This is a genomic window from Escherichia sp. MAL-1 (assembly GCF_052948035.1).
The window spans coordinates 2442590-2465225 of record NZ_CM129609.1 but is presented as its reverse complement, the minus strand read 5'-3'; the positions used below and the strand labels follow the sequence as shown (position 1 = coordinate 2465225).

Here is a 22636-nt window from a genome sequence, read left to right as displayed (position 1 = left end):
CTCCAACTTATTGATAGTGTTTTATGTTCAGATAATGCCCGATGACTTTGTCATGCAGCTCCACCGATTTTGAGAACGACAGCGACTTCCGTCCCAGCCGTGCCAGGTGCTGCCTCAGATTCAGGTTATGCCGCTCAATTCGCTGCGTATATCGCTTGCTGATTACGTGCAGCTTTCCCTTCAGGCGGGATTCATACAGCGGCCAGCCATCCGTCATCCATATCACCACGTCAAAGGGTGACAGCAGGCTCATAAGACGCCCCAGCGTCGCCATAGTGCGTTCACCGAATACGTGCGCAACAACCGTCTTCCGGAGCCTGTCATACGCGTAAAACAGCCAGCGCTGGCGCGATTTAGCCCCGACATAGCCCCACTGTTCGTCCATTTCCGCGCAGACGATGACGTCACTGCCCGGCTGTATGCGCGAGGTTACCGACTGCGGCCTGAGTTTTTTAAGTGACGTAAAATCGTGTTGAGGCCAACGCCCATAATGCGGGCTGTTGCCCGGCATCCAACGCCATTCATGGCCATATCAATGATTTTCTGGTGCGTACCGGGTTGAGAAGCGGTGTAAGTGAACTGCAGTTGCCATGTTTTACGGCAGTGAGAGCAGAGATAGCGCTGATGTCCGGCGGTGCTTTTGCCGTTACGCACCACCCCGTCAGTAGCTGAACAGGAGGGACAGCTGATAGAAACAGAAGCCACTGGAGCACCTCAAAAACACCATCATACACTAAATCAGTAAGTTGGCAGCATCACCGAATAAAAAGTAGCATTATCAATATCCTCTTTTTCGATAAATAATCGGAGCGTACTAAGCGAAAACCCACCATGTTCTCGACAATATGAAATGATATTCCTCCAATCAAGGTGCAACGCTGGAAGTTTGGTTGGAAATCTCGTCGATGCATATTTGAAACAGATATACTTGTTTAATTTATTTGAGATACAATCTTGATTGAAAACAAGATATCGCCGACTGCCTGAATAATCGAAAGTCCATTTATTTCCTTTGTTAACAATATATTTATCATCAAACTCCATTGCCGTTTTTAGATAAATTCGATCAGGAATATCGAGTTCAAAGATAGCCTTAGCTAAATCAGGAGGGTAAACTGAGTTCCCTTCGTCAGATTTTAATGCATTATCAAATGATGTCATCGTTATATCTATCCATTATAGTATCTAACGTATTATGTAGCGCTGCATTGTCTTGAATAATTCGTTGGACATTGGCAGCATTAGCCTGCTCAGACAGGAAACGTTTTGCATATAGATCAGGCATTTGACTTGTCGGACTCCATCCCCCCATCAGTCGTAGTTCATCTTTGGCTTCTTCCATTATCCCTGAGAGGGAAGGGACTTCAGCAATAAAGTGTGTTTTATTTTGCTGGCTTTTCAAATATTTTAAATGCCATATTTTTTGCAATGTCAAAAAGGCCCAAGTATGTCGGGTTGTATGCGGAGTCAATCGTTGCAACGAGTCAGAGTACAACGGTGATTTGTACTCTGGATATTGGTTAGTGAAGACCTGATCTATTTTCGAAAAAATAGAATGAACTGATGTGTAGGACAAAGGCTTCGCTGACTGTTGACTCGATGTAAAGATGAAATCGTGTTTATCAGTTTTTGGTCGAAGCTTTGCTATATAAATGCTTAAAAAAATATAATCCTGCTTATCGAGCTCCAACACACGATTAGCCCATGCATTTTTGAGAGATGGCGCATTCTTTCTTGGTTCGTATGCCTCGTCGACAGTTGTCACAATCAAACTAAACTTATCACCTTTTAAATTAGGTTTAATTGAGCTGCACTCTAACAACAATAGCTCACCTGTTCGTAAACCATAATTTAACAACAGACGAATAATCAAAAAATTGCGGAACTGAAGATGCCCGGAAGGGAAAGGATTTAGCGGGTTATGCTTTTGGGCAGAAGAGGGGGTTATTATTCCATACAGGCTGAGCACCATTGCCCCAGACAAACTCTGAAATCCTTGGCTGCTGTGACTATGTTGCGAAAATTTGTTTGATGTAAGCGTTCGATAATTCTCCCGGCAAAGCTGTAAACGGGTGTGTAAACGCGAAGCCAAAAGTGATAATGCTTTGGGAGAGTCATCCCGGTATGCAGGTGATATGTAGGTGTTAATCAAAAAAGAAATGAAATGGATCACAGCACGAACTCTAACTGTATGAGTTAAGCTATTGGCTTTTGTGACTCTCGTTAAAGACAACACATTTGACTGGACGTTGTGGCCATTTTCTAGATACATCCAAAATGCGGGCATTTCACCGACAGCAATGTCTGGATTGTGGTCAGATGAATAGAAGCTGTAGCAAAACGAGACACCATACTTTTGCCTCCAGAATTCGTAAAAAAACTTCACAGATTGAAGTGAAGCTGACTGTGTGGACAATGAGCGGAAAGCCAAATGGTCAATATGGTACCTAAGGGGATACAGCAACGGCAGAGAGGTTTCCAAGTCCATCAGGATCCATCGCCTTTTACGGCCTGAGATAACCAACTGCTTTAGTGAATACACAATATTTACCTCAAAATTATCATGGATATGAAGAGAATGTACTCTGTACCTAATGCAAGAAACGAGAGGGAGATCAGAAATCCTAACGTATTGATTTATCAGTTAGTGGGAGTGTCATATGAACTTATTTACCACAGTAGGTGATTTAACATAATATACATTATGCGCACCAATATAAACCAAGGAAGAATCCAGTCGTTGGCGGTCATGATTGTCATGCTCATTAACAATGACCAAACCCCATATCTCACTTACTACCGTATTCTCGGCTTAACCGTCCATGCAACCTCAACACATTGCTTTCAACTGCCGTCACCACGTTCTCCGGAAAATCTGTCGGTAATGAAGTCTTCACGTTATCCAGTGCTGCTGGAATCATTCTGGCAAAGTCACTCAGGATTTCATGCATCTGCACTTCCGGGAATCTCAGCACCTTTGCTGTCGCCAAAAAATGTCGCGGATAAATTTTATCGATTGCCGTTTTTTTGCCTTTGGATGCGTTAAGCCCCATTGCCAGTTTGAGATCGCTGATGTGTATTCCCGTACCGCCAAGGACCGGAAATGCTGAAATGATGTCGTAAAATGGCGTGAGTCGATAACTGCCGCCAGCCTGAATAAATACGGAGAAGTTTTTTGCATGACCGTCCGTTGCGCCAATCAACCACTGGAAGACCTGGAATTTCATAAAATCATAGCGATCTTTCAGCGCCTCGCTGGACCCCATCAAAAAAGCCATGATCCGCGCGATGCCTGGGCCTCCATCTGATTCATATTTCACCGATGAAGGTAAACCGAATGTCTGACACATATCCTCCTGTGGCAAGCGAAGTAAAACCGTTCGCTCAGCATTCCAACGCCTGTCAAAACGTTCGACCGCTAACGCGCGCACATTTCCCGCTTTAATGATTTCTGCGTCCGGAACATTCAACCCAAGTTCTTTCGCCAGCAGCAGACAGTAATACTCATTATCAACGCTTTGGCTGAGATCGAGCGTCGCATTGGGCTGCCTGATTTCGCCAATCGGTAATTTAATGATGTGCGTCGTCGGCGTTATTCCTTTCGGAATGCACCAGTCATTGCCTATTCTGAGCAGTGCTGTCTTCTCCTGTGCGCCAGCAACCGAGATGCGAAAGTCATTTTCTTCTCTAATCATGCCTAGCGGGATATCTGCTTTATAAGCCGTTAATACTTCTTCAAGTCTGGCTTCAGTAAGCTTTTCCCATGCCATTATCGGATGCGTTACGGTTTCGTCTTCGGGTATTAACGTCACGGCACCAACGCTGTCTCGCCCTATTTCTGACAATAAATCAAACGGTTGTCTGGATTTGGCATGATAACGTTTAACGATCCGGTCACGTACAATCGGGCTATCGGGTAACAGGTTATCGAAGAAGTTAAATACGGCATCAGAGGTGATATTCCCCCTCTGCAATGGCAGCGAAAGTGACAACGGTCTGGCATAACGGCTTGCTAACCACTCCGGTGCATACTTAAAGGTGTGCGCGCCGTTGGCTAACTTCGTTAACTCGCCTACCCGCTGGTTGTTCATCCAAGTGACAAGTTTAGGCATTACCACTCCAGATTTTGCTGTTCTGTTGATTCTGGCGAGGCATTTTTCGCGTCGCATAGCGTCATTGAGAGTTCAAGCGACTGTAAAATCTTAAAAAATGTCGTGAGCGTGGTATTGTCAGGGTTGTTTTCGAAATTGGAAATCGTCGCCTGCTTAATACCAATTTTTTTCGCCAGCTCGCTCTGCGTCCAGCCATTTTGCTGGCGAACCAGTTTCATTGCATTCGCCAATTGCGTTGGGCTATAGATCTTCTGAAAGCTCATCATGTCATACGTCCACAGCAAGTTTATCCGTTTAAGGGGATATTATAAGTTTTATCCTTTAGTGAGGATAAGTCAATCTGGAAACACATCTTATCCGCTCTACGGGATAAACGCTGCGATATCCGCGATCGCGGATAAAAAGGAGGATTTAAATAAGGCGTTGATGCGCCGTTTGAAGTCGGCAATATTAAGCCGCATGCCATCTCGACATGCGGCTTATACGGTTTACCAGCTATATTTCACTCCCAGCATGCCCTGAGTATCGCTATAGCCTTTATCACCTAGTTGCACACCGACATTCCCCCACAGGCTAAGGTTGTTATTTACTTTCGCCTCAACCCCGGTACGTACTTCACCGAGATTACGCGCACCTTCACGGCCTACGGTTTGACCATTCATCTTCACGGCGTAGACTTTGCTATTGTTGATCCAGTTCGCTTCAATGTAAGGCTGGAACTCACGCTGTTTACCATCGTCACGCTGGTGATGGCTATTCAGGTAGGTTTTCACCCCAAGTCGCGTTTGCACATTTCCGTCGCCTTCCGTTTCAATGCGCGTTCCGTCTTTCCGGGTATGGTCGGAATCTTTCACACCCATCCAGGTGATTTGCGCCTGTGGCTGGACGTACCAGGTATTCAGCGTCCCTTCGCTGCCGCTAAATGTTCCCGCTTCAAAGGTATACCCACCCTCAACAGAGGCCGTCACACCGCGAGAATCATAGTCGTCAGCAGAACGGTTATCGGAACTGACGCTGTTATCAAACCAGTTATACAGCGCCCAGCTGTCAACATAAGCGCCGGTCTTATTCGCATCGTTCTGATACCAGGTCGCGTACAGCCCAGCGCTGTAACCGCTGATGCGCCCATCCGATTTATAACCCACACGATTACTCTGAGTATTACTGTGCTGATTGGCGTAGCCTGCCATCACGCCAAGATGCCAGCGATCCTGCGCGTTGCTACTCCACTGCGCCAAATCGCCGCCTAGCTGCAATACATAGCGGTTAGCCTGAGTATTTAGCTGACCGTCACCGGCCCTTGAACGCTCGTGCCCTCCGACATGACGCATCCACATACTGCTTGCCGACCCCTGAGAATGCAGTGAATCTGTATACTGCGGCTCACCCAGACGGTCGTGTAAACGATGGCTAAACAGCGAGTTGGCTGCGGCAATGTTGCTGATATAGCTTCCGGCCTCCGGGCGATAAACTGATGGGCCTTCCGGATCCACAACAGGGGGATTATTGATGGGATCGGGTGTATCCGCTGGCGTTACGCCGTCCCATTTACTGGTCAGATACCAGTTTTTCTCGTCATTCCCCTTCCCTTTAGCCAGCGTGTAGACGTAAGCCCCAGCTTCGACAGTTCCGGTGGTCAGCGCGAAGTTACCTGCAGAATTACCGCCAACCTCAATGAGTTCAATACCGTTGACCGTTTGTGCACCGACGCCGCCAATGTTATCAACCCGAACGCGAGTGTTCCCTTGGGTATCGCCTTTCACGTTCATCTTATCGGTGGGCGAATTATCGCCGCCCAGCGTCGCGTTGAACGTCATCAGGCCATTGTTTCCGGTATAGTTGCCGTTAACGGTCAGTACATTCCCCGGTTTCCCCCCTTCGCTATTCATTTGAACCGTGCCGCCATTCTCCAGGTTGCCGCCGATAGTGGTTTTAGCGACACGCAGTGCCCCCCCAGGCATAACGTTCATATCACCTGCAGTGGTGACATTTCCCGACATCACACCGCTGTTATGGATATTAATGTGTTGACTTGCCATATTAATGGCAGAGTCGGAACCGAAAGCAATTTCCCCCCCCACGATATCCGTCGTACCCTGATACGCCGCGGAATCGTTGTTAAGAGTCAGGATCCCGGTACCCAGTTTTGTCACATCACCGCTACCGCTGATACTGTGCGTCATCGCCCAGCTACGCTCAGTGGAGATGGTGAGCAGGCCATTATTGATAACGGAAGCATCACCCAGGTTTTTCTGCTCGTTGACGCTGAGCGCGCTGCCTGTATCAATGTTGAATTGCCCCACAAAGCGGCTATTATCGCCATCCAGCTCTACATCTGTCCTGGCGGTTGCGCTCACGATACCCTTCCCGCTTATGCTATTACGCAGTTCGCCAGTCACGTTTTTTAGCGTTAACAGACCGTCATTGGCAATATTTCCTCTGCCTAACCCCTGAGTATTATCGAGGCTGACTTCCGCATTTGGGCTAATGCTGGTTAACGCATTGTAGCGTGCATTAAGCCCCTCGATAGCCAGCGTTCCCCCTGTAACATTCAGGTTTCCGCCACCTGTCAGTTCACCCTGACTGATCCCACCTTTATTTACCGTCAGCGCCCCCTCTTTGAACAAAACAGTCGAACCCATCTGCCCGGTGAATGTCTCTACCGTCTGCGTCGATCCATTAAGATCGACGATGGCCGCGTTGCTGATGTTCAGTTCCCGGGTGTTGCCAAGTGCACCATCCGCATCGGTACGTAATGTCCCCATCTGAACGTAGGTTGCCCCCTGATAGTCGTTCTGACCGTTGGAAAGCGAAACCTGTCGCACCGTATTGATTGCCAGATCCCCTTCACCACCGATTTTTGCCGACATATCGGCCGTTGCGCCATAGGCTCCGCCATGTTCGGCTAACGTCAGCTTTTGCCCACCATGGATGTTCAGCGCTTTCAGCCCATAGTTAACGTACAAACCATCACCTGGTGCGGTCGTGAGGCGGAATCCATAATCACCCTCGGCGACCACCGTTCCGTTTTGCGCAATGTGTAACGTTTTGTCCGCTTCCACCTCGTCGCCCTGTAAATCACGTAACGTTAATGAGCCACCCGACCCAATAACCGTTTGCGCCTTCACCAGTTGAACGCCGACATGGCTATCGTCGTGTTCCAGCAAATTGAGCGTCGTCAGAGGGTTATTCGCCATGGGATCATTCCACGGTTTAGGCACGTCGATAAGCACGTCGCCCGTCCCGTTTACCTGATAGTTACGGCCTTTCCAGGTGTAGTCACCCGCGCCGACAACCAGCGTATCGACGCTGATATATCCCTCTGCAAGCGTCGCAGCAGGAATATCCGTATCGAAAATGAGCGTACCGCCATTCATGGCCAGTCCACCAATGGATTGCTCTCCCACTTTTACCGATGTGGTATTTTCACTGTCAGACTGCAACATCGCGTGAGTAAGCGCAGCGGTGTTGTCGCGTTCCAGAGTGAAGGTACTGTCTTTCAGTTGGGCAACACCGGCGAATTCAGTCCCTGTTGCATGGGTAAAGCCAAACATCTTGTCGGAGGATGACAGCTGCACTCGCATCAAGCCATCGCCTTTGAGCGCATTGGTCAGCGTGTAATCTCCTGCACTGTTCGTTGATGCGAGAATGTCGAGCGTACCGGGGTTTGCAATGGTTACTTCACTCGACCCCATGCCCGTTACCCCATCTGCCGTATGAGACGCAATGGTCAGGAGGCCGTCATTGACCAGCGTTTTACCGCTATAAGTATTCCCTGCATTGAACACCGTATGGCCTGCATCATGGATCACTTTTCCGTCTTTATCGTCACCTGTAATCAGCATATCGACCTGGTAGCCGGCATCACTGTTATTGGTATGATTAAAGACAAAAACGCCTTCGCCAAGACCAAACTCCACTTTCGTCGCATTGGTGATAAATCCGGCATCTGCCGCCGCCTCACCGTGAGCAGCACCAATGTTTAGCGTTCCTACAGCAGGCTCAAAAACACCTAAGTAAACTTCTCCACCTTCGACATTCAGCGTACCGTTATTCGTCAGGGTTAACGTACCCGTACCAGATGTCCCTACGTACATATTGAATGTTTCAAGAAGAGAGTTCTGCCCATCCACCCTCACGTCGCCCTTACTTTTGTCATTGAGAGCTATCTGTGTATCACGCGCTTTAACTATACCTCCGGTGGTAATATTCAGTTCACCCGTGCCTAATACACCGACCTGTAGCAATTGTGCGTTAGTAGATGATGTCTTTAAATTCCAGAGACTGTCCGTTGAAATATTAACTATCCCCTTACCGGAGGCATTTCCTCCGATAAATCCATAGCCCGTTGAATTAAGGGTGGCACCATTACTGACATTTACGATACCGCTACCAAAATTACCGACATTGATACCCACAGTATCGAACGATGATGTCGCATCCATCAGGTTCAGTGTGCCGATACCGCTTGCTTTATCGCCCAAAAAGTAATATTTTGCGATACGAACTTACCGCCATCGCTAATATTGAGGTTTCCGACGCCCGCAACACCAATGGTGGTATAGACATTCTTATTGACCTCCCACATCCCCCCGTGGTGATGCTGACATTCCCGACGCCGGTTTCTCCATAACCGAGTGAGCTTCCTCCGTTGCTGACAACAAGCCCCTCATTACTGATATCCATTTCGCCGTGGCCGTCATAACCAAGATTAGTTCCGAGATTAGTGATAACGGAGTTCTTATCCTTAACAGTAATGTTGCCTGTGCCTGTTTCTTTCATCCCCGCAGTGATAATTCCCGAATCTACTTTGCCTTCACTCGAGACATTAAGTTCACCATCGCCAGCATCACCGATATAGATATAGCGGAAAGCTTCGCCCGTTCCGAGGAAATTCCAATGCCCTTTATCGGTCACGTTGACGACACCGTGGGAACCGTCCTGAACGCCCACCAATGAATATTCTTTGTTATTAATCAGTCCATTATTGGAAATATTGACTGTGCCATTGCCGAAATATCCATTATAGAGTCTGCGTACCGTGATGACAGAGTCTTGATCCTGCACATTCAGGGTTCCGAAACCGGTGGCATTGCCACCGATAATCGTGTTTTCAGCCGTAATCAGCCCACCCTCGCGAATAGTCGCCTCCCCAGCTCCTTGATTACCAATTTGAAATTCAATTGAGGAATCATTATTTTTTATTAGCCACTCGCCACCCTTTTCAACGATAACCTTACCATTACTGTTCGCTTGATATCCTAAAATGGCGACGATTGAACTCGTGACGTAACCCTTATCCGTAATATTTAATGAGCCCGTACCGTAACTCCCTATTTCGAATAATTCGGTCGTCAGAACAGAGTCCTCTCCCTCAACATTGACCGTCCCGACGCCTCCTGTCGAAGAACCTAATCTTAAATAGCCTCCATCGACGTGACCCTTCTGTTTAATATTCAGCGTCCCCGTTCCGGATTGACCCACATTTAAAGGCCTTGCATTATTTCCGCTATCATACAATCGCCAGGTGCCACCCAAAACATTAACGGTACCCTCCGAATCCTCATTAGCGCCAATGACGCTGGTAGTAATAGTGGTTAAGGAGGCATTACCGTCAGCCAAAATATTAAGAACTCCAGTGCCATACCAGCCAACCAGGTAGGCATCATAAGCAACATCAGTATCAATATTGGTAATCTGACCATTATCAACTTCCAGACTCGCACCAGACGCTGAACCGCTTAGTGCCAGCAAAACACCCAGCGTCAATCTACTGAATTTCGTTGTCAGTCCAGAGGATTTACGCAAATTAACCGTTGATGTTTTACCTACCCTGCGAGTTAATTCCGAGCAGGCCTGAAATACCTGTAGGGTGCAATTCCATATCACGCGATAGATTCTATTCATATAAACGCTCCATATACAAAAAATACAGCCACGAAAGAGATGAGTCGTCAGACATTAAAAATGAAACTTATTAAATTGTCAGAGGTCTGTATTGAGTGTTGGTTGGAGGTGGAAAGGTGTCAATTTGGCTAATTTGCTAATACTTTCGAATTGATAGATTAAAAATTGCATAGTTCTTATTTTATTTAAAAATGAACCATGAGTTGTTGTTGCTTAATAAGAAAACTGTTTCTTTCAATAAGAAAATTACCATCGTCATATTTAACAAAGAATAGCACTAATTGCTAAAAATCGAAGTTTATTAAACCCCTTTTGCATCCATTAGTGTCTTTAGGAGTATTCGCTATAAAATAAGGGTTGTGCTTAATGCTTTAAGAAAAATAGCAATTTTCCCTTGAATATAGTACTGGTGATGGAGCGATGAATCTGCAAGCTGGCATTTAACAAGCCAGCTCTAAAAGAAGGGAAATAAGAATAACTATACTCAAAAACTAACAGCCACGGTCATCATGATGTGGCTGTCAATGAAACTATAACCCAGGCGCTTTCCATAACGACGTCGTCAGTCCATGATCAACCAGCCCCAGCTGATCCTGATAAACTGCCTGCCACTTATCGCGTGAATCCTGATAAAGTTCATGCTTTTCCGGGTCTGGTGTGTGTGTCCGTTCCCAGCGAACCAGGCGTTCTCCAGTTTCTGCCATTGATGAAAAAATTCCGGCACCGACGCCAGCTGCAATGGCACATCCTAATGCGGTGGCTTCTTTGACCACCGGAATATTGACGGGTAATCCCGAGACATCAGCGAGAATTTGACTCCATAATTTCCCTTTAGAACCTCCGCCAGCAAAAACCAGCGAGGTGGGATGAATATTCGAGAAATCAGCAATTTGCTGCAAGTTACACGCTGATACAATCGCCGCATTTTCTTCCAGCGCACGGAACAATGTCGCTTTGTTACATTTATCCGGGTCAATGGACAAGTTAATAAAGGAAGGCGCAGCGTGATACCAGGTTTTAAAGCGCATTCTGTCGGAGAATATCGGCATTACGCCCCACGACCCAGGCGGCACCCGACTGGCCATCTCTTCCAGCAGCATATAGGTGTCGATGCCTAAACGTTCGGCAATCAGTTTTTCTTCGGCACAGAAAGCATCGCGGAACCAGCGCATGGTGAGTCCGGTAAAAAAGCTTATAGATTCAGCTTGTACCATGCCAGGAATAACATGGGGATTAACGCGCACGTTCATTTCTGGGTCTGTCACCGGCGCGGCTAAGTTTACAACTTGCTGCCAGAATGTGCCGCCAAGAACCGCGGTTTGTGCCGGACGCACAACGCCTAACCCCAGGCAACCAAGCTGCACGTCGCCTCCTCCCACGACCACAGGTGTGCCCGCCTTCAGACCGCAGAGTTCCGCCGCTTGTGAACTTACCACGCCCAGCAATGTGCCGGTTTCTTTGACAGGAGAAAGAATATCGGCACGCAGGCCAGCCATATCCAGCAATGCTGGTTTCCAGTTACGGGTGGTTAGATCAAGAAGTCCCGTGGTTCCAGCGTTAGAGGGATCCACCGCCAGTTCACCGCTGAGCATATAGGCCAGCCAGTCGCTGATCATGGTGATAGTTGATGCCTGACGGTAAATATCGGAACGATGGTGCGCCAGCCAAAGTAATCTGGGGATGGCACTTAAAGCCAGCGTTTGTCCGGTCGCGCGATAAACTTCGTTTTCAAAGGTATTGTTGTGCAGTTCTTTAAGTTCGCTAACTTCGCGCGCCGCTCTGGCATCCACATTGGCGCAGGCCCAGATCGGTGTTCCTTCATTGTTATATAAAACAATGCCTTCACGCATCGAACATGCCGAAACGGCAGCGATATACTCCGGGGCTATGCCGGCGTTGTGCAACGCCTGGCGCATACACTCACACGCCAGTTGCCAGTTTTTGTTGAGATCAAATTCCATAGAACCAGGAACGTCCGGTACTGCCAGATGCCGCCACTCCGCCTGTCCCACTGCTATTTGATTGCCTTCCAGGTCGAATATCACAGCCCGAATACTTCCGGTGCCTGCATCCAGCGCCATCAGGTAGTACTTTGATTCTGAAGGGGTAAAGAGTCGAGCCATTAGATTATCCTCGGCTTATGCGTTCTGTCTGTTCCTCTATACGTTCTCCATCATTCCCGGTAATAAGGTCATGCAAATTTAACTACGTAAAATCGCCGCTGCTGTATCCTGATCGGTAACCAGTGCGTTGATATAACCGCCTTTCATTGCAGCGGCAATTGCTTCGGCTTTATTTTCTCCCCCTGCCACGCCAACCCGGACGGGTATGGTCTTCAGCGCGCTTAAAGGTAAGCCAATCAGTTCGTTATGTATTTTGATATCCGTGACAACGTCACCTTTTGCATCAAAAAAGTAGCCTAAAATGTCGCCAACCGCCCCTTTTCGGCCAATCATTAACTGTTCGCCCTGGCTGATATAACCGGAGCGAATGATCGTCGCGTCGTCTTGTTGACTCACGGCCCCAATGCCGACAATCGCCACATCCGCTGCTTGCGCGGCTAGCAGAACATCTTTGACGCAATTTTCATTTTTTAGCGTACGGGCAATGTCAGCGGAGGATGCCCGCAACGGAGCCGGAATAATATTCACACTGCACGCCGCGTTAAGCTGCCCGATACCCGTCATATAAGAACCGACGCCACCGGAGAGCGTGACCAGGCGAATTTGCTGTGACGAAATAAAACCACTTAAGCGTTGCAGCGTATTCATGGTTGCCTCGCCAAAACCAATCGCCAGCATCTGTTGTGGTTGAAGTAAACTCATCAACATATGCGCCGCGCCTATCCCTAGTCGCCCGCCGACATCAGCATCCGCAAGCCCAGGGATCACCCGGACATGTTGCAGCGAAAACTGACGACGTAATTGAGTTTCATATTCCAGACAGCCTTCAAAGCGAGAATTAATCTGTACGCGAATAATGCCGGACTGATGCCCTTTCTCCAGCAATCGCGATACTTTCAAACGTGTCAGGCCGAGACGATCGCTGATCTCACTCTGGGTCAGCCCGTCGTGGTAGTAAAACCACGCGATCCGCGCGACCTGTTCTTCTTCACACATTCCCTGTTCTGAAATTACCGAATCGTTGATTGTCATAATTCATTCTTCACTTTGAACATATTAAAATCTTTAATGCAATTGTTCAGTTCTTGCGCATTTATATCTGTGATGGCAACCACAGTTTGACTCTACGAGTATGAACAAACGCAACCGTGAAAATCAAAATAGCATAAATTGTGATCTATTCGTCGGAAATATGTGCAATGTCCACCTAAGGTTATGAACAAATTAAAAGCAGAAATACATTTGTTCAAAACTCACCTGCAAAACTGAACGGGGGAAATATGCAAACGAGTGATACCCGCGCGTTACCGCTACTTTGCGCCCGCTCGGTTTATAAACAGTATTCAGGGGTCAATGTCCTGAAAGGCATCGATTTTACGTTGCATCAGGGGGAGGTCCACGCCCTGCTCGGCGGCAATGGTGCCGGTAAATCGACGTTAATGAAGATTATTGCCGGTATTACCCCTGCTGATAGCGGTACGCTGGAGATTGGGGGCAACAACTACGCCAGATTAACGCCAGTTCATGCTCATCAGCTGGGTATTTATCTCGTTCCCCAGGAACCGCTGCTTTTCCCAAGCCTGTCGATAAAAGAAAACATCCTGTTTGGGCTGGCAAAAAAACAGCTCTCCATGCAGAAAATGAAGAACTTGCTGGCGGCGCTGGGCTGCCAGTTTGATCTGCATAGTCTGGCAGGATCGCTGGATGTCGCCGATCGCCAAATGGTGGAAATCCTCCGCGGGCTGATGCGCGACTCGCGGATTCTGATCCTCGATGAACCTACCGCCTCGCTTACCCCTGCGGAAACCGAACGCTTGTTTACTCGCTTGCAAGAGCTGCTTGCTACTGGCGTGGGTATTGTTTTTATCTCGCATAAGCTGCCGGAAATTCGCCAGATTGCCGATCGAATTAGCGTGATGCGCGACGGAACCATCGCCTTAAGCGGCAAAACCAGCGAACTGTCTACCGACGACATTATTCAGGCCATCACGCCAGTGGTACGGGAAAAATCGCTCTCTGCCAGCCAAAAATTATGGCTGGAGTTACCTGGTAACCGCCCACAACATGCCGCCGGAACGCCGGTGCTGACACTGGAAAATCTGACTGGCGAAGGCTTCAGGAATGTCAGCCTGACGCTCAATGCCGGAGAAATTCTGGGCCTGGCTGGGCTGGTGGGAGCCGGACGCACAGAACTGGCCGAGACGCTCTATGGTCTGCGTACTTTGCGTGGCGGACGCATTATGCTGAATGGTAACGAGATCAATAAATTATCCACTGGAGAACGTTTACTGCGCGGTCTGGTTTATCTGCCGGAAGATCGCCAGTCATCCGGACTGAATCTCGATGCTTCGCTGGCCTGGAATGTCTGCGCCCTTACTCATAACCTTCGTGGATTCTGGGCGAAAACCGCGAAAGATAATGCCACCCTGGAACGATATCGTCGGGCGCTGAATATTAAATTTAACCAACCGGAACAAGCTGCACGGACATTATCCGGTGGCAACCAGCAAAAAATCCTCATTGCCAAATGCCTGGAAGCCTCGCCGCAAGTATTGATTGTCGATGAGCCGACGCGCGGCGTGGATGTCTCGGCGCGTAATGATATCTACCAACTGTTGCGCAGCATCGCCGCACAGAATGTGGCTGTGCTGCTTATCTCCTCCGACCTGGAAGAGATCGAACTGATGGCAGATCGCGTGTATGTGATGCATCAGGGCGAAATTGCCCACTCTGCACTGACCGGGCGCGATATTAATGTCGAGACTATTATGCGCGTTGCCTTCGGCGATAGTCAGCGTCAGGAGGCGTCATGCTGAAGTTTATTCAGAACAACCGTGAAATCACGGCACTGCTGGCGGTGGTGCTGCTGTTTGTATTACCCGGTTTTCTCGACCGCCAGTATTTAAGTGTGCAAACGCTGACCATGGTTTATAGCAGCGCGCAAATCCTGATCCTGCTGGCAATGGGCGCGACGCTGGTAATGCTTACGCGCAATATTGATGTTTCAGTGGGTTCGATTACCGGAATGTGCGCGGTGCTGTTGGGGATGTTACTGAACGCAGGATATTCACTACCTGTTGCCTGTGTCACGACTTTACTGCTTGGTTTGCTCGCGGGATTTTTCAACGGTGTCCTGGTCGCGTGGCTAAAGATTCCTGCCATTGTTGCCACCCTTGGCACGTTAGGGTTGTACAGAGGCATCATGTTGCTGTGGACTGGCGGTAAATGGATTGAAGGGTTACCCGCCGAACTGAAACAGCTCTCCGCACCGCTGCTGTTTGGCGTTTCCGCGATTGGTTGGTTGACGATAATTCTGGTGGCATTTATGGCCTGGCTGCTGGCGAAGACGGCGTTTGGACGCAGTTTTTATGCCACGGGCGATAATTTACAGGGCGCTCGTCAACTGGGCGTTCGTACGGAAGCCATTCGCATTGTGGCATTTTCGTTGAACGGCTGCATGGCGGCACTGGCGGGAATTGTGTTTGCTTCGCAGATTGGTTTTATCCCCAACCAGACCGGTACCGGGCTGGAGATGAAAGCAATTGCAGCCTGCGTGCTGGGCGGCATTAGTTTGCTCGGCGGTTCCGGTGCGATCATCGGTGCGGTACTCGGCGCATGGTTCCTGACGCAGATCGATAGCGTACTGGTGCTGTTGCGCATTCCGGCATGGTGGAACGATTTTATCGCGGGCCTCGTGCTGCTGGCGGTGCTGGTGTTTGATGGACGCCTGCGTTGTGCGCTGGAACGTAATCTACGGCGGCAAAAATATGCCCGCTTTATGACGCCACCGCCATCCGTTAAACCCGCTTCGTCAGGTAAAAAACGGGAGGCCGCATAATGCGTATTCGCTACGGTTGGGAACTGGCTCTTGCCGCACTGCTCGTTATTGAGATTGTCGCATTTGGTGCAATTAACCCGCGGATGTTAGATCTCAATATGTTGCTGTTCAGCACCAGTGACTTTATCTGCATTGGCATTGTCGCCCTACCGCTGACGATGGTGATTGTCAGTGGCGGGATCGATATTTCGTTTGGTTCGACCATCGGCCTCTGCGCCATTGCATTGGGCGTACTGTTTCAAAGTGGTGTGCCGATGCCGCTGGCGATACTCCTGACCTTACTGCTCGGCGCATTGTGCGGGCTGATCAACGCCGGATTAATTATCTATACCAAAGTTAACCCGCTGGTGATTACGCTTGGCACGCTGTATCTGTTTGCCGGAAGCGCTCTGCTGCTTTCCGGTATGGCCGGAGCGACGGGGTACGAAGGTATTGGTGGATTCCCGATGGCGTTTACAGATTTCGCTAACCTGGATGTGCTGGGACTCCCCGTTCCGCTGATTATCTTCCTGATATGTCTCCTCGTTTTCTGGCTCTGGCTGCATAAAACCCATGCCGGACGTAATGTGTTTTTGATTGGGCAAAGCCCGCGCGTGGCGCTTTATAGCGCGATTCCAGTTAACCGCACCTTATGTGCGCTCTATGCCATGACGGGGCTGGCGTCTGCGGTCGCCGCTGTGCTGCTGGTATCGTATTTTGGTTCAGCACGTTCCGATCTCGGTGCGTCGTTTCTGATGCCCGCCATCACCGCCGTGGTGCTTGGCGGTGCCAATATTTATGGTGGTTCCGGTTCCATTATCGGCACCGCCATTGCGGTTTTATTAGTGGGATATTTGCAACAAGGTTTGCAAATGGCAGGAGTGCCAAATCAGGTGTCCAGCGCCCTTTCCGGTGCGCTACTTATCGTCGTTGTCGTAGGTCGTTCCGTTAGCCTGCATCGCCAGCAAATTAAAGAGTGGCTGGCGCGTCGGGCCAATAACCCATTGCCATAAAGGATATCTTCATGACACTTCATCGCTTTAAGAAAATCGCCTTACTTAGCGTTCTTGGCATTGCCGCAATCTCTATGAATGTGCAGGCCGCAGAGCGTATTGCATTTATTCCCAAACTGGTTGGCGTGGGATTTTTTACCAGCGGTGGCAACGGCGCACAACAAGCGGGTAAAGAGCTGGGCGTTGATGTGACCTACGACGGGCCGACAGAACCCAGTGTTTCTGGTCAGGTACAGTTGATTAATAACTTCGTCAATCAAGGTTATAACGCCATTATCGTTTCTGCGGTTTCGCCTGATGGCTTGTGTCCGGCACTGAAACGCGCCATGCAACGTGGTGTGAGAGTGCTGACCTGGGACTCTGATACTAAACCGGAGTGCCGCTCTTACTACATTAATCAGGGAACGCCCGCCCAGTTGGGAGGTATGTTGGTGGATATGGCGGCGCGTCAGGTGAATAAAGACAAAGCCAAAGTCGCGTTTTTCTACTCAAGCCCCACCGTTACGGACCAAAACCAGTGGGTGAAAGAAGCGAAAGCGAAAATCGCCAAAGAGCATCCTGGCTGGGAAATTGTCACTACGCAGTTTGGCTATAACGATGCCACTAAATCATTACAAACCGCAGAAGGAATATTAAAAGCGTATAGCGATCTCGACGCCATTATCGCCCCCGATGCCAACGCCCTGCCCGCTGCCGCACAAGCCGCAGAAAACTTGAAAAATGACAAAGTAGCGATTGTCGGATTCAGTACGCCAAACGTGATGCGTCCATATGTGGAACGCGGCACGGTGAAAGAATTTGGCCTGTGGGATGTGGTTCAGCAAGGCAAAATTTCAGTGTATGTCGCGGATGCATTATTGAAAAAAGGATCAATGAAAACGGGCGACAAGCTGGATATCCAGGGCGTAGGTCAGGTTGAAGTCTCGCCAAATAGCGTTCAGGGCTATGACTACGAAGCGGATGGTAATGGCATCGTACTGTTACCGGAGCGCGTGATATTCAACAAAGAGAATATCGGCAAATACGATTTCTGATGTGCATTACTTAACCGGAGTAAGTTATGGCAGATTTAGACGATATTAAAGATGGTAAAGATTTTCGTACCGATCAACCGCAACAAAATATCCCTTTTACCCTGAAAGGTTGCGGTGCGCTGGATTGGGGAATGCAGTCACGCTTATCGCGGATATTTAATCCGAAAACGGGTAATACCGTGATGCTGGCCTTTGATCATGGTTATTTTCAGGGGCCGACTACCGGACTTGAACGCATTGATATAAATATCGCCCCGCTGTTTGAACATGCCGATGTATTAATGTGTACGCGCGGCATTTTGCGCAGCGTAGTTCCCCCAGCGACCAATAAGCCGGTGGTACTGAGGGCGTCAGGTGCGAACTCTATTCTGGCGGAATTAAGTAATGAAGCCGTGGCGTTATCGATGGATGATGCCGTGCGCCTGAACAGTTGCGCGGTGGCGGCGCAGGTTTATATCGGCAGCGAATATGAACATCAGTCGATCAAAAATATTATTCAGCTGGTTGATGCCGGAATGAAAGTGGGAATGCCGACCATGGCCGTGACTGGCGTGGGCAAAGATATGGTGCGCGATCAGCGTTATTTCTCGCTCGCGACTCGAATCGCCGCTGAAATGGGGGCGCAAATTATCAAAACCTATTATGTCGAAAAAGGTTTTGAACGGATTGTTGCCGGATGTCCGGTACCCATTGTTATTGCTGGCGGTAAAAAATTACCGGAGCGCGAGGCGCTGGAAATGTGCTGGCAGGCTATCGATCAGGGCGCTTCTGGTGTGGATATGGGGCGTAATATTTTCCAGTCTGACCATCCGGTGGCGATGATGAAAGCCGTACAGGCGGTGGTTCACCATAACGAAACGGCTGATCGAGCATATGAACTCTATCTGAGTGAAAAACAGTAACTGCGGATCTAAGGAGAAGAATTATGCACGTCACACTGGTTGAAATTAACGTTCATGAAGACAAGGTTGACGAGTTTATCGAAGTTTTTCGCCAGAACCACCTGGGCTCTGTACAGGAAGAAGGCAATTTGCGCTTCGATGTCTTACAGGACCCGGAAGTGAATTCGCGCTTTTATATCTACGAAGCCTATAAAGATGAAGACGCAGTGGCGTTCCATAAAACCACGCCCCACTACAAAACCTGTGTCGCGAAACTGGAATCTTTAATGACCGGGCCGCGTAAAAAACGTCTGTTCAATGGTTTGATGCCGTGAGGCGAATTTATCAATTTTATCTACAATTGGGGTAACGCGCTGACGGGAGTAAAAAATGTCTGACTGGAACCCCTCTTTATATTTGCACTTTTCCGCTGAACGATCGCGTCCGGCGGTGGAGCTGCTTGCCAGAGTGCCGCTGGAAAATGTCGAATATGTTGCCGATCTTGGCTGTGGCCCAGGTAACAGCACCGCCCTTCTACAACAACGTTGGCCTGCGGCCAGGATAACAGGCATCGACTCGTCTCCGGCGATGATTGCTGAAGCGCGCAGTGCTTTGCCAGACTGCCAGTTCGTGGAAGCAGACATCCGCAACTGGCAACCGGTACAGGCACTCGATCTGATTTTTGCTAATGCCTCACTGCAATGGCTGCCCGACCACTACGAATTGTTTCCTCATCTGGTTTCTTTACTTAATCCGCAGGGCGTGCTGGCAGTACAGATGCCAGATAACTGGCTGGAGCCGACCCATGTGCTCATGCGCGAAGTTGCCTGGGAACAAAACTACCCGGATCGCGGGCGTGAGCCGTTGGCTGGCGTTCATGCTTACTACGATATTTTGAGCGAAGCCGGATGTGAGGTCGATATCTGGCGAACCACCTACTATCACCAGATGCCGTCACACCAGGCGATTATCGATTGGGTGACTGCCACTGGATTACGTCCGTGGTTACAGGATCTGACCGAGAGCGAACAGCAGCTTTTTCTTAAGCGCTACCATCAGATGCTGGAAGAGCAGTATCCACTGCAAGAGAACGGACAGATACTGCTGGCATTTCCGCGTCTGTTTATTGTTGCCCGGCGTATGGAGTAAATATCACGTCAGCTGGTAATGACGATCGGGAAGAATTTTTGCTGGAATTTCGGCTTCATCGTTCATCTGTAACAGGTCAATTTCAATAGCGTTGCAGATGGCATCCAGTGGTAAATCATTGTTTTCAGTACCGAACGGATCTTCCAGTTCTTCCGCCAGACAATCCAGCGAAATAAAAGTGTAGGAAATCAGCACAGAGATAAAAGGCGTCATGTAATGCAGGTCCACGACCAGCGCGAACGGCAGCATGATACAAAACAGATAAACGGTACGATGCAAAATCAGGGTGTAGGCAAAGGGAATTGGCGTGTAGGCAATGCGCTCACAGCCTGCCAGAACCGCTGAAATATCATTAAGCCGATCGTTGAGGCTAATAAACAGGATATCTGAAAGCTGCCCATTGCGGCGCTGAACCGCCAACCACTCCCCCATTATTAACAAGATACGGTTAGCTGGAGAGTTCGAAGCCAGTACAGGCTGAAGATCTTCAGTCTTGAGATAATGAGCCAGCACTTCCGCCTGTGGCTGTTTGCGTAATGTCATGCGTAAACAGTGGGCGAAGGCGATTTGCAACCGGGCAAACTCCCTTACACTTGCCGAATCCGGCAATGTCGTTTTTACCTCGCGCAGTAACGACCGTGAGGCAATCATCAACTGCCCCCAAAGTTTTCGCGCTTCAACGTAACGGGCGTACCCGGCATTATTACGAAAACCAAGAAAAATGGCGATGGCGACACCGAGAATGCTGAACGGTGCGAGGGTGAATTTGATGCCCAGATGCGTGTACCAGGGCAGCATGAAAATAACAGCGATAGAAAAGAGAAAATTGAGTAGTAAGCGCGATGATATCTTGGATAATACTGAGCCGTGCCAGACAAAAATACGGCGCAGCCAGTGTTGTTGTGGACGAACAATCATGGTTATCTTCAGGCGTGAAAAAGTCGCCCTATTAAACGTGATTACGATCACATTCTCAAGACGCTACTTACAAATTACCTACAAGCTTACAACATTAACAGGCGCTGCATGTGGCATCTGTTAATGATAAAGGCACATAGGATGTTGTAACTAATATAGTGAAATAAGAAACCCGGTCGAAACCGGGTTCAGAAGTAACGGTGTTATTAGCACAACGGACGTACAGCTTCGCGCATCCCTTTTTCAAGAATCGCATCCAGGTCATTAGCAACCTGCTCGACCAGACCAGGCACTTGCGTCAGGTCCTGCTCCCAGTGGTCTTTTTCTGCCAAAACAATCGCTACCAGTTCCTGGGTGCCGATAACACGGTCACGATGCTGGCTCCAGAGTTGCTGATAACGTTCCAGCCAGTGTGCATCGTCCTGTACCGGATATGTTTCTCCGTTACGCTCACCGCGATAGAAGGCAATCAATGCCGCTAATGCGAAAGTAAGGCGCGCCGGAAGTGTGCCTTTTGCCTTCTGCCCTGCCAGCAGCTGCGGCAGGATGCGAGTGCGGAACTTGGTCATACCGTTGAGCGCGATAGACAGCAGCTGATGCTTAATGTACGGGTTACGGAAACGCCCGGTGACTGCACTGGCGAAAGATTCCAGTTCATCACGAGGCAAATCCAGTACCGGAATAATTTCTTCGTAGATAGCTTTTTCAACGAATGCGCAAATTTCAGCATCGTTCATCGCTTCACCTACGGTATCCAGCCCTGCCTGGAACGCCACCGGCACCAGCGCGGTGTGCGCACCGTTGAGGATTGCCACTTTGCGTTCTTTGTACGGTTTAATATCGTCAACAATCAGCACGTTGAGCGGATATTTGTCCAGACGCAGTTCAGTCGCTAAGGATTTCGGTCCCTGAATCACAAACAGGTAAAAGTGTTCAGCGGTGTCGAGAAAACCATCGTGATAACCCAATTCTTCTTCCAGTTTAGCCACTTCATCGCGCGGATAACCGGTAACGATACGGTCCACCAGCGTAGAACAGAAGCTGTTAGCCTGATCCAGCCATTGAATAAATGCTTCTGGCAGTGCCCACTCTTGCGCATAGCGCAGCACCAGTTCACGCAACGCGTCGCCATTGTAGTCAATCAACTCACACGGAATGATGATCCAACCTTTATCCAGCGCACCGTTGAAATGGCTAAAGCGTTCGAACAGCAGACGGGTCAGTTTTGCCGGATAGCTTACCGCTGGCGCGTCATCGAATTTATCGCCCGCATGGTAGCTGATACCCGCTTCGGTGGTGTTAGAGAAAACAAAGCGCATTTCCGGGTTGTGCGCCAGTTTCAGGAATTCATCGTATTCACTGTAGACGCTGATTTCACGATTAACCGAGCGAATCAGACGCGCGTCGCTGACCGCTTCCCCCTTCTCATTCAGGCCACGGATAATGGTGGTGTACAGACCATCCTGCGTGCTCAGTGACGGCGGGAATGAAGTTTCAATCGGACGAACAACGACCACGCCAGAATTCAGATCGGTGTGCTCATTCAGGAGATCGATTTGCCAGTCAACAAAGGCGCGCAGGAAGTTACCTTCACCAAACTGAATGATACGTTCTGGATACTGTGCACCGGGAAAATCGCGACGATTTAGTGTTTTCACAATGGGTTCCCTTCTGATTAGTCA

Annotated in this window: 16 protein-coding genes and 1 pseudogene; 7 read left to right on the top strand and 10 right to left on the bottom strand. The window is 49.1% G+C overall.

The window, feature by feature from the left end:
* Positions 1–7: 7 nt before the first annotated feature.
* The 8 genes and pseudogenes from ACU8XX_RS12230 to lsrR form a co-directional block, all read right to left on the bottom strand.
* A protein-coding gene (locus ACU8XX_RS12230; protein ID WP_103215986.1) for an IS1-like element IS1A family transposase occupies positions 8–705 on the bottom strand; the annotation gives its coding sequence in 2 pieces (ribosomal slippage) (positions 8–456 and positions 456–705; 699 coding nt in all).
* A gap of 33 nt (positions 706–738) precedes the next feature.
* Positions 739–1161 carry a hypothetical protein gene (locus tag ACU8XX_RS12225; RefSeq protein ID WP_446908499.1) on the bottom strand — a complete coding sequence of 141 codons (423 nt, stop codon included), beginning with the start codon at positions 1159–1161 and terminating at the stop codon, positions 739–741.
* A complete protein-coding gene (locus tag ACU8XX_RS12220; RefSeq protein WP_001459747.1) occupies positions 1148–2488 on the bottom strand; it encodes a site-specific integrase in 1341 nt (446 codons plus the stop codon). The genes ACU8XX_RS12225 and ACU8XX_RS12220 overlap by 14 nt, the downstream gene beginning before the upstream one ends.
* 301 nt (positions 2489–2789) lie before the next feature.
* Positions 2790–4112: a type II toxin-antitoxin system serine/threonine protein kinase toxin HipA gene (gene hipA, locus ACU8XX_RS12215; protein ID WP_001125439.1), complete on the bottom strand. Its 1323-nt coding sequence runs from the start codon at positions 4110–4112 to the stop codon at positions 2790–2792.
* Positions 4112–4378 (bottom strand): type II toxin-antitoxin system antitoxin HipB, encoded by a 267-nt coding sequence (hipB, locus tag ACU8XX_RS12210; protein WP_001301023.1) that lies wholly within the window; start codon positions 4376–4378, stop codon positions 4112–4114. The genes hipA and hipB overlap by 1 nt, the downstream gene beginning before the upstream one ends.
* Before the next feature lie 222 nt (positions 4379–4600).
* A pseudogene (locus tag ACU8XX_RS12205) lies at positions 4601–10019 on the bottom strand (ECSE_1600 family autotransporter).
* Positions 10020–10549: 530 nt separating this feature from the next.
* Entirely contained in the window at positions 10550–12142 is a 1593-nt protein-coding gene (gene lsrK, locus ACU8XX_RS12200) for an autoinducer-2 kinase (RefSeq protein WP_105394438.1), read from the bottom strand.
* Between the two features lie 78 nt (positions 12143–12220).
* A complete protein-coding gene (gene lsrR / locus ACU8XX_RS12195; protein ID WP_000154352.1) occupies positions 12221–13174 on the bottom strand; it encodes a transcriptional regulator LsrR in 954 nt (317 codons plus the stop codon).
* Between the two features lie 248 nt (positions 13175–13422).
* Between lsrR and lsrA the strand changes: the two genes are divergently transcribed.
* From lsrA to tam, 7 genes are read left to right on the top strand one after another with little or no spacing between them, the layout of a single operon-like run.
* Positions 13423–14958, top strand: a complete 1536-nt coding sequence (gene lsrA / locus ACU8XX_RS12190; protein WP_001194875.1) for an autoinducer 2 ABC transporter ATP-binding protein LsrA — start codon at positions 13423–13425, stop codon at positions 14956–14958.
* Positions 14952–15980, top strand: coding sequence for an autoinducer 2 ABC transporter permease LsrC (lsrC, locus tag ACU8XX_RS12185; protein WP_000911192.1), 1029 nt, complete (start codon positions 14952–14954; stop codon positions 15978–15980). The genes lsrA and lsrC overlap by 7 nt, the downstream gene beginning before the upstream one ends.
* Positions 15980–16972, top strand: a complete 993-nt coding sequence (gene lsrD / locus ACU8XX_RS12180; RefSeq protein WP_001222721.1) for an autoinducer 2 ABC transporter permease LsrD — start codon at positions 15980–15982, stop codon at positions 16970–16972. The genes lsrC and lsrD overlap by 1 nt, the downstream gene beginning before the upstream one ends.
* A gap of 11 nt (positions 16973–16983) precedes the next feature.
* Complete coding sequence (lsrB, locus tag ACU8XX_RS12175) at positions 16984–18006, top strand: autoinducer 2 ABC transporter substrate-binding protein LsrB (RefSeq protein ID WP_000172488.1); 1023 nt, start codon at positions 16984–16986, stop codon at positions 18004–18006.
* A 26-nt stretch (positions 18007–18032) separates the two neighbouring features.
* A complete protein-coding gene (lsrF, locus tag ACU8XX_RS12170) occupies positions 18033–18908 on the top strand; it encodes a 3-hydroxy-5-phosphonooxypentane-2,4-dione thiolase (protein ID WP_000774189.1) in 876 nt (291 codons plus the stop codon).
* 23 nt (positions 18909–18931) lie between these two features.
* Entirely contained in the window at positions 18932–19222 is a 291-nt protein-coding gene (gene lsrG / locus ACU8XX_RS12165) for a (4S)-4-hydroxy-5-phosphonooxypentane-2,3-dione isomerase (protein ID WP_000558527.1), read from the top strand.
* A 55-nt stretch (positions 19223–19277) separates the two neighbouring features.
* Positions 19278–20036: a trans-aconitate 2-methyltransferase gene (gene tam / locus ACU8XX_RS12160; RefSeq protein WP_001286597.1), complete on the top strand. Its 759-nt coding sequence runs from the start codon at positions 19278–19280 to the stop codon at positions 20034–20036.
* 3 nt (positions 20037–20039) lie between these two features.
* On the opposite strand, the gene ACU8XX_RS12155 is transcribed toward tam, so the two are convergent.
* The gene (locus tag ACU8XX_RS12155; protein ID WP_000637082.1) at positions 20040–20954 is read right to left on the bottom strand and encodes a bestrophin family protein; all 915 of its coding nucleotides are present in this window, start codon (positions 20952–20954) and stop codon (positions 20040–20042) included.
* Positions 20955–21160: 206 nt separating this feature from the next.
* The gene (uxaB, locus tag ACU8XX_RS12150) at positions 21161–22612 is read right to left on the bottom strand and encodes a tagaturonate reductase (RefSeq protein ID WP_000854624.1); all 1452 of its coding nucleotides are present in this window, start codon (positions 22610–22612) and stop codon (positions 21161–21163) included.
* Positions 22613–22636: the final 24 nt, after the last annotated feature.

Excerpts from the sequence above, each read along its gene's own strand:
- ACU8XX_RS12225 (WP_446908499.1), bottom strand. The coding sequence starts at position 1,161 with ATGACATCATTTGATAATGCATTAAAATCTGACGAAGGGAACTCAGTT.
- ACU8XX_RS12220 (WP_001459747.1), bottom strand. The coding sequence starts at position 2,488 with ATGGACTTGGAAACCTCTCTGCCGTTGCTGTATCCCCTTAGGTACCAT.
- hipA (WP_001125439.1), bottom strand. The coding sequence starts at position 4,112 with ATGCCTAAACTTGTCACTTGGATGAACAACCAGCGGGTAGGCGAGTTA.
- hipB (WP_001301023.1), bottom strand. The coding sequence starts at position 4,378 with ATGATGAGCTTTCAGAAGATCTATAGCCCAACGCAATTGGCGAATGCA.
- lsrK (WP_105394438.1), bottom strand. The coding sequence starts at position 12,142 with ATGGCTCGACTCTTTACCCCTTCAGAATCAAAGTACTACCTGATGGCG.
- lsrR (WP_000154352.1), bottom strand. The coding sequence starts at position 13,174 with ATGACAATCAACGATTCGGTAATTTCAGAACAGGGAATGTGTGAAGAA.
- lsrA (WP_001194875.1), top strand. The coding sequence starts at position 13,423 with ATGCAAACGAGTGATACCCGCGCGTTACCGCTACTTTGCGCCCGCTCG.
- lsrC (WP_000911192.1), top strand. The coding sequence starts at position 14,952 with ATGCTGAAGTTTATTCAGAACAACCGTGAAATCACGGCACTGCTGGCG.
- lsrD (WP_001222721.1), top strand. The coding sequence starts at position 15,980 with ATGCGTATTCGCTACGGTTGGGAACTGGCTCTTGCCGCACTGCTCGTT.
- lsrB (WP_000172488.1), top strand. The coding sequence starts at position 16,984 with ATGACACTTCATCGCTTTAAGAAAATCGCCTTACTTAGCGTTCTTGGC.
- lsrF (WP_000774189.1), top strand. The coding sequence starts at position 18,033 with ATGGCAGATTTAGACGATATTAAAGATGGTAAAGATTTTCGTACCGAT.
- lsrG (WP_000558527.1), top strand. The coding sequence starts at position 18,932 with ATGCACGTCACACTGGTTGAAATTAACGTTCATGAAGACAAGGTTGAC.
- tam (WP_001286597.1), top strand. The coding sequence starts at position 19,278 with ATGTCTGACTGGAACCCCTCTTTATATTTGCACTTTTCCGCTGAACGA.
- ACU8XX_RS12155 (WP_000637082.1), bottom strand. The coding sequence starts at position 20,954 with ATGATTGTTCGTCCACAACAACACTGGCTGCGCCGTATTTTTGTCTGG.